9 protein-coding genes and 1 pseudogene are annotated in these 11,838 nt (G+C 60.7%); 5 read left to right on the top strand and 5 right to left on the bottom strand.

Going from position 1 to position 11,838, the window contains the following annotated elements; translation table 11 throughout:
* Together AC1DLV_RS27405 and AC1DLV_RS27400 are read left to right on the top strand one after the other, a co-directional pair.
* Positions 1–137, top strand: a pseudogene (locus AC1DLV_RS27405) (lytic murein transglycosylase); the annotation flags it as partial.
* A gap of 484 nt (positions 138–621) precedes the next feature.
* Positions 622–924 carry a hypothetical protein gene (locus AC1DLV_RS27400; RefSeq protein WP_476803192.1) on the top strand — a complete coding sequence of 101 codons (303 nt, stop codon included), beginning with the start codon at positions 622–624 and terminating at the stop codon, positions 922–924.
* A 56-nt stretch (positions 925–980) separates the two neighbouring features.
* Here the strand turns inward: AC1DLV_RS27400 and AC1DLV_RS27395 are convergent, their stop codons facing one another.
* Entirely contained in the window at positions 981–1,127 is a 147-nt protein-coding gene (locus AC1DLV_RS27395) for a hypothetical protein (RefSeq protein ID WP_476803191.1), read from the bottom strand.
* Positions 1,128–1,795: 668 nt separating this feature from the next.
* Entirely contained in the window at positions 1,796–3,127 is a 1,332-nt protein-coding gene (locus tag AC1DLV_RS27390) for a sensor histidine kinase (RefSeq protein WP_476836301.1), read from the bottom strand.
* 337 nt (positions 3,128–3,464) lie between these two features.
* On the opposite strand from AC1DLV_RS27390, the gene AC1DLV_RS27385 reads away from it, so the two are divergent.
* Positions 3,465–4,418: a ring-cleaving dioxygenase gene (locus tag AC1DLV_RS27385; protein WP_476803189.1), complete on the top strand. Its 954-nt coding sequence runs from the start codon at positions 3,465–3,467 to the stop codon at positions 4,416–4,418.
* Positions 4,419–4,473: 55 nt separating this feature from the next.
* A complete protein-coding gene (locus tag AC1DLV_RS27380) occupies positions 4,474–5,052 on the top strand; it encodes an NADPH-dependent FMN reductase (RefSeq protein WP_476803188.1) in 579 nt (192 codons plus the stop codon).
* Positions 5,053–5,064: 12 nt separating this feature from the next.
* Here AC1DLV_RS27380 and AC1DLV_RS27375 read toward each other — a convergent pair whose 3' ends face one another.
* The 3 genes from AC1DLV_RS27375 to AC1DLV_RS27365 all read right to left on the bottom strand — a co-directional run bounded on the left by AC1DLV_RS27375 (position 5,065) and on the right by AC1DLV_RS27365 (position 10,016).
* Complete coding sequence (locus AC1DLV_RS27375) at positions 5,065–8,277, bottom strand: Ig-like domain-containing protein (protein ID WP_476803194.1); 3,213 nt, start codon at positions 8,275–8,277, stop codon at positions 5,065–5,067.
* Between the two features lie 330 nt (positions 8,278–8,607).
* Positions 8,608–8,922 carry a MoaD/ThiS family protein gene (locus tag AC1DLV_RS27370; protein ID WP_476803187.1) on the bottom strand — a complete coding sequence of 105 codons (315 nt, stop codon included), beginning with the start codon at positions 8,920–8,922 and terminating at the stop codon, positions 8,608–8,610.
* Positions 8,923–8,933: 11 nt separating this feature from the next.
* Positions 8,934–10,016 (bottom strand): exo-alpha-sialidase, encoded by a 1,083-nt coding sequence (locus AC1DLV_RS27365; RefSeq protein WP_476803186.1) that lies wholly within the window; start codon positions 10,014–10,016, stop codon positions 8,934–8,936.
* A gap of 401 nt (positions 10,017–10,417) precedes the next feature.
* Between AC1DLV_RS27365 and AC1DLV_RS27360 the strand changes: the two genes are divergently transcribed.
* The gene (locus tag AC1DLV_RS27360; RefSeq protein ID WP_476803185.1) at positions 10,418–11,737 is read left to right on the top strand and encodes an NAD(P)H-dependent oxidoreductase; all 1,320 of its coding nucleotides are present in this window, start codon (positions 10,418–10,420) and stop codon (positions 11,735–11,737) included.
* Positions 11,738–11,838: the final 101 nt, after the last annotated feature.

Genomic DNA, 11,838 nt, shown 5'->3' with positions numbered 1-11,838 from the left:
CCAACTTCCTTAGGGCGCACGGTTGGCGGGCCGGCGGGGGTTATCAAGGAAACATGGGCGCCATCGCTGGCTGGAACTCCGCGAGTGTCTATCAGCAGGCAATCGCCCGCATCGGCGCCGCGATCGACGGCAGTTAGATAGTTAGGCCTCCTTCCAGCAAAAAAGCAGCCATTCGACGGCTCAATTTGCTGGTTCCAGTACAATCTATGGCCGCACGTCGCGAGCAGCGTATGCTGCTTTCGGGCACTCACTGGACGCCAATGATGGCTGCCTCCGGGCAGCCTTCGCGCTCTTCAAGACATTCAGCATCACCTGTCGCGCGACCTTGTATTTCGTCGGCGCTTTCAGCGCGTGACCAATCCCAGTGCTCGGCGGCAAGAGCTCTGATGTCCGCTTTTCGTGTTGGGCATCCTGGCAGCGGACGGTCGGCCATCAAGCACGTGGTCGCCGCTTTGGTCGTTGCCCCTGACGGCGCTCCAGAATGGGTTTTTGACCGCCAAAAGCTGTGGAACAGGGCCGAATTCGCGGAAGCAGGCTTAGAGCGCCGCGCTTCCCACCTATCCAACATCGCACGCGGCCTAGACCGTGAACCCGAACCCACCATGGGCGAACAGCGCCCTCATGCAGCGCGCAGCCGTCGCAGTGGTGATCGGCGCACAAAGCCTGTCAGCGTTACGCGCTGTTCGTTGCGGCAGATCGAATGGACGCCAAAAAGGTGCTCTGCAAAGCCGACATTCCGATGGAACGGGGCAGTTGAACCTCACCGCGCTCGAACAGTACGACGATGCTCTATCTGGCTCTTACAAGAATGATCCGCTTGTTTGGGTGGTCCCATTGAGCAGCTCTTCCATCAGTTTCTTCATAAACGAAGGGCAGTGCGGCAAGTTTGACATGATGCAAGAGTATCATGCCTACGGTGACTGAGGCCTACTCGCTGCGACGGAATATGGAGGGGGGTATCTACCCCTCCCTATTTGATATCAGCAGATTTTCGAAACCGCTTCCTCCGCAGGTCTCATAGCGTTTTCGGCTGCGGCAATCGCACTCGCCAAGGTTTCTTCGATACCGTATCCAAGAAGCGATGTTTCATGGCCGTCAGTCATATGGTCGTCGAGTACATCGATCATCCACAGCCACCGCGAAAAATGAGGGTCTCGGCACTTCTCCACCCTAGCCGCCATTGTTTCACCGTCTGCACTTGCGGTGTCTGCTTCAACACTCCAGTCTAACTAGATAACCTGCATGTCCATCTCCTGTTTGCTGTCGATCATCGCCGATCGATGCTCGCGAACCTGGAGGGCTCAAAGCTAAAAAGCAAGCTGGAAGAGTCGACAGCATCTCCGGCCAAACACATGATTTCACAAATTTATTCCGATTTTTTCGGGTAATTTTTAGCTCGAATCCTTGCCAAATAATCCGATTAGAAAATCGCATACTTGCCCGACAAGGAAGTCGGTCGAAAAGTAACGGGAAAAAGACTTTTAAGTGATTTGCAGACTATCGGAAAAAGATACCTCGCCCCAAATTGTTGACGCTTATGGGGCAGGGCAGTACACCCATTCGTGCACCAACTAGGGTGCACAATCGGGCCAACGCGATATCTCGCGTTCGCTAGTAGCTTAGCGAAATCAGTGTCTTAGGCGATAGATAGCAGAGGCTCCCTCCGGGCCCACCATAAGTATTTGATGCGCTTTGTGTGTGTAGGGTTTAAACTTGCCCCAGGCTCGCACGTTCCCCAAAAAAAAGGGCGACTCGCGCGCCTCATCTCAACAAGGCTGCAAGACTGGAGTCGGCGCTACAGCTCAGCGTTCCTGATCAATTCGATCGGCGCGTCGAGCGTCCAGGTGATACCGTTCGGCTCAAAGCTGAGACGGCCGACACCGTTGAGCGCCAAAGGCGTGACACGTTCGAGCACGATCTTGCCGAACCCGCTTCTGGATGCCTTGTCGACCGTTGGCCCGTCGCATTCCTTCCAGGTCAGGCGGAAGCGGTCGGATGCCGTCCAGCCGACCGAGACGGTTCCGGTGTCGGACGACAGCGCCCCGTGCTTGGCCGAATTGGTGGCAAGCTCGTGGAAGGCCATTCCGAGATTTTGGACAGCGATCGTCGACAGCATGATCGGCTCGCCTGAAATCTCGACGCGATGCTCGGCTGCGAAGGGCTTGATCTGGTTGTCGACAAGATCGCCAAGGTTGGCGCCGCGCCAGTCGCCGTCGACGAGCAAGTCCTGCGAGCGCGACAGCGCCATGATACGGTTGCGGATCTGGCGCTCGAACTCGCTGACGGTTGCGGTGTTTTTGCCGGTCTCGCGGATCATCGACAAGATCACGGCGAACTGGTTCTTCACCCGGTGATTGACCTCGCGCATCAGCATGCGGATACGGTTGTCGCTCTCCTTGCGCTGGGTGATGTCCCTGGCGATCTTCGATGCGCCGATGACCTTGCCGCTGGCGTTTCGCACGGGAGAGACAGTGAGCGAAATCGCCACGTGGCGGCCGTCCTTGCGCCTTCTGACGGTGTCGAAATGTTCGACGCGTTCGCCGTTTCGCACCTTGGAGATGATGAGGTCTTCCTCGTCTTGCCTGTCGGCCGGGATCAGCAGCTTGACGTGCTTGCCCAGAACCTCGTCCGCCGAATAGCCAAACAGCCTGGTTGCCCCCGCGTTCCAGCTCTGGATGATGCTGCCGAGGTCCTTGCTGATGATGGCATCGTCGGAGGATTCGACGATCGATGCCAGAAGGTGGGTTTTCTCTTCTGCCTGCTTTTGCGCCGACGTGTCGATCAGCAGGTTGATGGCGCCGGTGATCTTGCCGGAATCGTCACGCAAAGGTGCGGGATATGCCAGGAACGGGACGAGCGTGCCGTCGGGCCTTTCGGCAATCGCCGCCGCACCTCGGATCGCGCGACCTTCCTTGAGCGCTATCGCCATCGGGCAATCGCCATGTGCGAGGGGATCGCCTTCTGCGGTCCTGAGCCGCCACGAGCCGCACCACTCGTCTTTGCCGATTTCGGGGCGGTGTCCCCAAAGCTCAGCCGCCGCCTCGTTGAAATAGGTGATCCGTCCGTCGACATCGGTCGTGTAGACCGCAGCTTGCAGAGCGCCGAGCAAATTCTCGCGTTCGGTCATCAGCGCAGCCGCTCCATTGGCATCGATAGGCTTTAAACGCGAATGCGTCATAAGTCGTTCCTTCGACGTATTCCCGTCGCAGGCGTACTCAAACGATCGTGCCTTGCCCTCGCGTGGTATAGAGCATCACGCGGATTGCAGGTCCAGCAACAACTAACCTGCCTTGCCCTTAGTGCGCATATTCCCGCGCCGACCCGATGCGCGCCGCCCGGAAGTGGTCAGAAGTCTTGCCAATGTCCAACATCGAGAACACTGCGTCTCGAAAAACGCTCCTATTGGGCGCGACAATAACAACGATATGACTGCTGCAATCACATCAAACATGCAGGAGGCAAAAATGACACTGCAATTGACAGGCATCCACCATCTGACGGCCATCACCGCGGACGCTCCGGCAAATCTGCGGTTTTATACCAACACGCTCGGTCTCAGACTGGTCAAGAAGACGGTCAACCAGGACGACACCAGTGCCTATCATCTGTTTTATGCCGATGGCGAAGCGACGCCCGGCACGGACCTGACCTTCTTCGACTGGCCGGTCGGGCGCGAACGGCGCGGCACCCACAGCATAGCGCGCACCGGCTTGCGCGTTTCAGGCGAAAAGAGCCTGGCATGGTGGCGCGAGCATCTCCAGTCCTCGGGTGTGGCACATGGGGAGATCACTGAGATAGCCGGCCATCGCGCGCTTGAATTCGAAGACGCCGAAGGCCAGCGCTTCCGGCTGATCGACGATGGCGGCAAGGGCGATGCCCATCCGTGGAGCAAGAGCCCGGTTCCGGTCGAGCACCAGATCAGGGGGCTTGGGCCGATCACGCTCAGCGTTCCCGATCTTGCGCCGACCGAACTGGTGCTGACCAAGGTGATGAACATGCGCCAGGTGCGCGACCACGCGTCCGCCGACGGCAACGGGCATGTCCATGTCTTTGCCATGGGCGAGGGTGGTCCTGCGGCCGAACTGCATGTCGCCGTGCAGCCAAAGCTACCTGCGGCCCAGCAAGGTGCTGGTGCCGTGCATCACGTCGCCTTCCGCACGCCAGATATCGAGTCGATGCATGAATGGACCGAGCGGCTCAAAAGCGTGCGCCTGCCGTCGAGCGGCGAGGTCGAGCGCTATTATTTCCGCTCGCTCTATTTCCGCGAGCCCAACGGCATCCTGTTTGAGATCGCCACCGACGGCCCTGGCTTCACCGCCGACGAGCCGCTGGAAACACTTGGCGAGCGGCTGGCGCTGCCACCCTTCCTCGAGCCCAGGCGGGCCTCGATCGAAGCAGGCTTGAAGCCGCTCGTTTGATCGGTATCTGCCGGGAGGCTTGATCCTCCCGGCAGCCTAATTCGGAGTGATGCACATGACCAAACTTGTCGGCATATCGGGTAGCTTGAGACACGGTTCCTACAATGCCGCCTTGCTGCGGGCGGCGGTAGCGATGATGCCTGAAGGGGGCGAATTGCATGCCGCCTCGATCCGCGGAATTCCGCTGTATGACGCCGATGTCGAGGCGGCGGACGGCATTCCCGACGTGGTCGCCGAGCTCAAGGAGCTGGTTGCCGGCGCTGACGGCCTGATGCTGTTCACGCCCGAATACAACAACTCGATCCCCGGCGTATTCAAGAACGCCATCGACTGGATGAGCCGCCCCGCGGGCGACATCAAGCGGGTGTTCGGTGGCAAGCCTGTCGCGGTGGCGGGTGCTTCGGGCGGAGGTTTTGGCACGACGCTCAGCCAGAATGCATGGCTGCCGGTGCTGCGTACCCTGGGAACCAATCCGTGGTTTGGCGGACGCATGCTTGTTGCCCGTGCGCACACCGTCTTCGACGCCACAGGTGCGATCACCGACGATGGGGTGCGCCAGCAATTGCAGCAGTTCGTGCACGGCTTTGCCGAGTTCGCCGAACGGGCAAAGCAAGCACGCCAGGCAGGCGAATAGCGGCCGTCTTCCTCAAAAATTTTTTCCGACCTTGAGGCCAAGGGCGTGGCTCTGGCCGACACCGCCGACAGCCGTGCGGTAGTCGAACCTGGCCGTCCAGTCATTGTTCAGCGAAGCATCAAGCGATGCCCCCAGCGTGACATAGTCGCTGCCGCTGCTGTCGGTACTGTAGCCGTAGTGCAGGACATCGAGGTCGGCATAGCCGAGGCTGGCCTGGCTCGAACCTTCGAAATCATGGACATATTCGACACGCGCGCCGGGTTTCAGAACACCCCAGCCGGTTGCAATGGCGTATTCGAGCCGAAGCCCGGCAATGCCCGACAGCGTGTCGACGGTCTGGCTGCCATATTTCAGGAGGTAGGCGTCGCTGCCGCTTTCGGTGAAGCTTCCAAGCCACGACCTTGAGAAATCCAGCCTGCCATAGGGCGAAACGAGCCAGTCTTCGTTGCGCTTTTCGTAGCTGGCCGTGACCGAGCCGAAGATCTGGCGGCCATCGCGTTCACCTTGCGCGAAATTGCCGGTCGGCGTCTCGAAACGCGCGCTGGAGAAATCAAGCCAGCTGCCGCCAATGAGCGCGTCGATGAAGGTCGCCTTGAGCGGCGAATAGCTTGCATAGACAGCACCGCTATAGGCGTGCGCGCGGCTTTCGGTTCCATTCGAGCCGATGTCGGTCGCATCGCGGCCATAGCCGAAGCCGAAACCCGCCACCAGCGACTTCGACAAGCGGTAGTCAAAGCCGCCGCTGACACCCACAGTGGTGTAGTCCAGGCTCAGCTTGCCGTCGTCGCGCTTGCCGAAATTGACGTACCCGCCCGTCCATATGGCGAGCTTGCCGAGGTCGACGTCGATCGCCGGCTGCGCGGGTTGGTCGCCCTTCTTGTCCTCGGATGCGTAATTGTGCATCGCAAATCCGCTGCTGGCCTCGGTCGCTGGATTTTTGCCCAGTAGGTCCTCAAGCCGCTGCTCGGCCTCGTCCTTTCGATCGTTGCCGGAATAGCCCAGCCTGACCGCCATGGAGTTGCGGCGGCGGTCGCCCTCATCGTGCAACTGCTCGAGCCGCGAATTGAAGTTCTGCGTCTGGGTATCGGCAAAGCGCCTGGCGCTGTCGGCTTGCGCGGTCAGCAGGCCGGTGACTTCAGAGTCCTTGGACGGATCGGGACGGCCCTTGACATCGAAATAGATCGAGGTCTGGGCGGAAGTGGCAAAGGCATTGCTCAACGTGAAGACGACCGTCGCCGTGCCTTCGAATGTGATGTCGGGGGCGAAAGTGAGCTGGGTGCCGGAGATCGAGGCCGGGCCTGCGGTCGCAGGCGAAGCCGAGACAAGTGCTGCCGCTGTGAACGGACCGCCGGTCGCACCTTCGGTCAGGTCGACGACGACCTGCTTGCCAGCATCGACGCTGATGCGCCGCGAAATCGCGACGGGGGTCAGCGCGGCCACGGTCAAGCCATATGTCTTCATTACGGTCCTGGGGCTCCCAGCCGTGCTGTCGGTGGCCGAAACGACGATGGTGAAACTGCCGGCGGCGCTTGGCGTGCCGCTCACCGTCATGGAGTCTGGCGTTGTGGCAGTGATCGACAAGCCCGAAGGCAATCCGGTTGCCGCATAGCCGCTGTAGGGTGCGGTGCCGCCAGCGAATGTGAAGGTCTGGCTGTAGGCCGAGCCGACCGTGCCGCCGGCAATGGCAGCAGGATCAACGACAACAGCCGGTGTCGTCACGGTTACGGAGTAGGCTTGCGACGCGGTGAATTGCTGCCCGTCTTTCACCGTTACGGTGAAACTGAAGGAGCCGGACGCGCTCGGCGTGCCCGACAGGGTGCCGGTCGGGGCCAAGGTCAGCCCGGTGGGCAGGGAACCAGCGGTAACGCTGAACGTGTAGGGAGCTGTGCCACCCGTTGCGGTCAGCGTCTGCGAATAGGCCTTTCCAGCTGCGCCATCGGCAAGAGAGGCTGGCAGGGTTATGGGTGGGGCGCCGACCTCATAATTGTTCGAAATGATGGTCCCGGTGCCTGCGTTGCCGGCTAGGTCGGACAAGCCGGTCATATCCAAAGTGATCACGTTGTTTGCCTGCGATACACCGGATGCCGGGGTCAGGGTAGCAGTCCATGTTATGCCGCCGTCCGAAGTCGATATTCCTGACAAGGTGGTGTTCATGATCGTCAGGTCGGCGCCGGTAAATCCGGTCACCGCCTCCGAGAAGGTAATCGTCACCCGCGATGTGTCACCGGCGCTGAGCGACGTTTTCTCAACGACGACCGTTGCCGTCGGCCGCATGGTATCGATCGCAAAGTTGTTCGAATGGGTTGTTCCGCTACCGGTATTGCCGGCCGCGTTTGTTACGCCGGCATTGTCCAGCATGATCACATTGGTCAGGTCGGTAATATTGGCAGAAGGGGTGAATGTGGCTTTCCAAGTGATGCGGCCATCCGCGGTAGATACTCCCGACAGCGTGCCATTTGTGATGGTCAGGTCTGCATTGTCGAAGCCGTCCACCGCCTCCGAAAAGGTAATCGTCACCTCCGCTGTGTCGTCGATCATGAATGCGCTGCGGGCAATGATCACGGTTGCGGTCGGCCGCACCGTATCGATCGTGAAATTGGCCGAGCTCGTAGATCCTATTCCAGCATTGCCAGCGAGATCCGCTAAACCGGCCATATTCAGGCTGACCACATTGGTCGCATCCGAAACGCCGGACGTGGGCGTGAACGTTGCCGTCCAGGTGATGCCGCCGTCGGAACTGGATAACGCCGTAAAGGTGCCTTTCTCGACGGTCAGGTCGGCGGTGGTGAAGCCGGTCACAGCCTCCGAAAAGGTGAACGTCACCAGCGGTGCGTCGCCAGCTTTGAGGTTGGAGACGGGCATGACGATCACCGCGGTCGGCCGCTGGGAGTCCACAGCGAAGTAGTTGGAGGTGACGCTTCCAGCCCCCGCGCTGCCGGAAGAGGTGCCCGTTATGCCGGTCAGCATCAGGGCCACCACGTTGGCCGAGTGATCTAGGCCTGGAAGGGGCGTCACCATGGCCGTGAAGGTTGTGTTGTCCACAGTGGTCAGATTCGACACAGTGGCACCTGTGACGTTCAAGTTGCCCAGGTTCATGCCGGTTACGGCCTCTGAGAACGTGATCGTCACATCAGATGTCTGACCAATGCCAATCGCGGATTTTTCGACTACGACTCTTGCAGTCAGAGGATCGCTGAACGCCGCAGATGGCCAGAGCGCGCCCATGCAAAGCAGCAATAGAAGGCCGAACCACGTCCGGAAGCGCGCCATCGCCGTAGTCGCGACCGCGCGTTGCGTCGTCTGATGCTGCATTTTTGGCCCCCGCCAACCGCGTTCCAATGCCGGTACTCGGCAGGTTGCGGTTTCATCCCCAATCGCGATGAATCACCAGCAGAATTGGCGATTCGACCATGGGACTGAAATATTGCCTGCTGGGTCGGGTCAACAGAAGAATAAAGCCTGAATATACCAAATGTATGATCCAGATAGTGAGATGCATCTTGCTGTCGAATTGCTTGTTTCTAAAATACACCAATGGTTGCATTGGGCGTGGTTTCAACCGCCGCTGATCGCTGTCAGCACGAAGACCTCGACGCCGGGCCTGAGGGGCGTCTTCAGCGTGGCGCGCTCGCCTTCAACGAAAACGTTCATGTGCTTGCGGATGGCGGGGCGGGAATCGCAGATGCGGTCGCGCATTCCGGGCCAACGTTTGTCGAGTTCGTCGACCATCTGCCTGACCGTCGAGACCTTCATCTCCACTCGCCTGACAGCACCGGGGAACAGATCGACCAAAACGCCGGGCAACCGCACCACCACGGGGGCAGTTTCGGCCTCGTGCTGATTGGTCCGCGAAGGGGCATCGTCGAGCATTGGCCTCAACCTCAATCGTCGACAACCAGCGTTTCCACCGACAGGATCGCCGGCAGATGCTGGGTGACGTTGATCCAGCTCTCGCCTTCGTCGCGGCTTGCGAAAAGCGCGCCCGAACTTGTGCCGAAATAGACGCCGGCAGGCTCCAGCCGATCGGTCGCCATGGCTTGCCTGAGCACGCCGATATAGGCGTTTTCCTGCGGCAGGCCGTTGCGCATCGCCTGCCATTCGCGGCCGGCGTCGCGGGTGCGCCACACCGCTGCCTTGGCGTCGGGCACGTAACGGCCGGCGGAATCGCCATTCAGCGGCACCAGATACAGCGTCGCCGGATCGCGCGGATGGGTGGCGGCCGGGAAGCCGAAGGTCGAGGGCAGGCCCTTTTCGATGCTGACCCAGCGCTTGCCGCCATCGTCGGAACGGTACATGCCGCAATGGTTCTGCTGGTAGAGCCGGTCGGGCATGCCGGGCGCCATGACCAGATTGTGCACGCACTGGCCGAATTCGGGATAGTTCTCGCCCTCGGGCAGGAAGTCGGCGCGGGTGCCGAGATTGCGCGGCTCCCAGCTCTTGCCGCCATCGCTTGTGTAAAACACACCGGCCGCCGAAATGCCGATCCAGATGCGGTCATGGTCGTTGGGGTCGATCACCAGCGAATGCAGGATGAGGCCCGCGCCGCCGGGGTTCCAGTGCGGCCGGGACGGGTGCTTCTGCAACCCCTCGACATGCTGCCAGGACTGGCCGGCATCGTCGCTGCGGAACAGGCCCGCCGGCTGCACACCCGCATAGAGGCTGCCATTGGCCTTGGCCAGGCTCCACACCGCCTTGATCGGCTCTTCGCCCTCGGCATAAGCGAGACCCTCGCTCGAATGTGTCCAGCTTTGCCCAAGGTCGGTCGATTTCCACACGGCCGGGCCGAACCATTCGTTGCCGCCGGCGCCATAGATCGTGCCGGTCGCTTGATCGGCGACGATGTGGTTCATCGGCCAGGTTTCGCAAAACGGGCCGCGCAGCTTCCAAGACCGCCGCGCCGCGTCGCTTTCGGCGATGAAGGCGCCTTTCTTGGTGCCAAGCAAGACAAGGACTTTTTCTGCCATTGCTCTCCTCCACAGCGCTGATCTTCAGAAACTGAATCCGGAACAGCGTCTACCGCATTTCAAATGCTGCGTTTTCTAGGCTTGGCCAATCTGGGTGGCCGGTTCCACACGAAAACCTGCTGGTAAGGCGCAGCAACAATACTGCCAAAGCCGCGACGGGAACAACTTGGCGTTTGCGATCTCCTGACAAAGCGCCGGCCTGGCCGCTCGGGCCGACATTCGAGTTGACAGGCGGCCATAATTCAATACCCGTCGCGTTAGAACGCCGCGCATCTCTTTGGGACGCGCAAAGGACGCTCTAACGAATTTGGTCGACGCATCGTGCTTTTTCCGAAATCCATTCGGATTTTCGGGCCGATGCGTTAGTTATAAGTGCTTCGCTTCTTCGGGAGATCAATCAGATGACCATCAACGTCGCTCCGGTGGGCTTGACGCGCGATCTCGTCGAGCGCCAAAAGTCGGGCAAGCCGATCCGCATCGGCCTGATCGGTTGCGGCGAGATGGGCACCGACATCGTCACCCGCGTGGCGCATATGCCGGGCATCGAGGTCGGCGCCATATCCGAGCTCCACCCCGAAGCGGCGATGAAGGCGGCCCAGATCGCCTATCAGGAGCCGGGGCATTCCCGCGAGGTGTCGAACGCAGCGGCGCTGAACGACGCCATAGAAGCCGGCAAGATTGCAGTCACCAGCGATGCCGACCTGATCCTCAACAGCGGCCTGATCGACGTCGTCATCGACGCGACCGGCGTTCCGGCTGTCGGTGCGGAGATCGGGCTGCGCGCCATGGAGCACGGCAAGCATCTCGTCATGATGAATGTCGAGGCGGACGTCACCATCGGCGCCTATCTCAAATCCGAGGCCGACCGGCTCGGCGTCACCTATTCGCTCGGCGCCGGCGACGAACCGTCGTCGTGCATGGAACTGATCGAGTTCGTCTCGGCGATGGGCCACACCGTCGTTGCCGCCGGCAAGGGCAAGAACAACCCGCTCAACATCGACGCCATTCCCGACAACTATGTCGAGGAGGCAACGCGGCGGAACATGAATGTGCGCATGCTCGTCGAGTTTGTCGACGGCTCCAAGACCATGGTCGAGATGGCGGCGATCGCCAACGCTACGGGGCTCGTGCCCGACAAGGCCGGCATGCACGGCCCCTCGGCGACGCTCGACCAGCTGTCCAAAGTCCTCGTTCCTGAAAAGGACGGCGGCGTTTTGTCGAGGGTCGGCGTCGTCGACTATTCGATCGGCAAGGGTGTTGCGCCAGGCGTGTTCGTCATCGCCGACATGTCGCATCCCAGGATTTCCGAGCGCATGGAAGATTTGAAGATGGGCCATGGCCCGTACTTCACCTTCCACAGGCCCTATCACCTGACCTCGCTCGAGGTACCTTTGACCTGCGCGCGCGTGGTGCTGCACGGCAAGGCCGACATGGTGCCGCTGGCCAAGCCCGTCGCCGATGTCTGCGCGGTTGCCAAGAAGGACATGCAGCCGGGCGAAAAGCTCGATGCCATCGGCGAATATTGCTACCGCGCCTGGATCATGACCGCGCCCGAAGCGCGTGCCGCCAAGGCGATCCCGTGCGGCCTGCTGCAGCGCGGCACGGTGACCAAGCCGATCAAAAAAGGCGAACTGATCACCTACGCCAACGCCGCCGTCGAACCAGGCTCGAAGATCGCCGAACTCAGGGCGAGGCAGGACAGGCTGGTTTACGGGGAGTAGGCGAGCCGCGCGGTTGTCCTGACGACGGCGCAAGACTCAAACGCCGATCCCCAACGGTCATGTGCGACCCGGCAGGTTTCGGGCGGCTGGGTAAAGCTGCC

It is taken from the genome of Aminobacter sp. 01T433 (assembly GCF_056398585.1).
This window is presented reverse-complemented; position numbering and strand designations above follow the sequence as displayed.

Coding starts and splice junctions, on each gene's coding strand:
- AC1DLV_RS27360 (WP_476803185.1), top strand. CDS start 10,418: ATGACCATCAACGTCGCTCCGGTGGGCTTGACGCGCGATCTCGTCGAG.
- AC1DLV_RS27365 (WP_476803186.1), bottom strand. CDS start 10,016: ATGGCAGAAAAAGTCCTTGTCTTGCTTGGCACCAAGAAAGGCGCCTTC.
- AC1DLV_RS27385 (WP_476803189.1), top strand. CDS start 3,465: ATGACACTGCAATTGACAGGCATCCACCATCTGACGGCCATCACCGCG.
- AC1DLV_RS27400 (WP_476803192.1), top strand. CDS start 622: ATGCAGCGCGCAGCCGTCGCAGTGGTGATCGGCGCACAAAGCCTGTCA.
- AC1DLV_RS27390 (WP_476836301.1), bottom strand. CDS start 3,127: ATGACCGAACGCGAGAATTTGCTCGGCGCTCTGCAAGCTGCGGTCTAC.
- AC1DLV_RS27370 (WP_476803187.1), bottom strand. CDS start 8,922: ATGCTCGACGATGCCCCTTCGCGGACCAATCAGCACGAGGCCGAAACT.
- AC1DLV_RS27380 (WP_476803188.1), top strand. CDS start 4,474: ATGACCAAACTTGTCGGCATATCGGGTAGCTTGAGACACGGTTCCTAC.
- AC1DLV_RS27395 (WP_476803191.1), bottom strand. CDS start 1,127: ATGATCGATGTACTCGACGACCATATGACTGACGGCCATGAAACATCG.
- AC1DLV_RS27375 (WP_476803194.1), bottom strand. CDS start 8,277: ATGGGCGCGCTCTGGCCATCTGCGGCGTTCAGCGATCCTCTGACTGCA.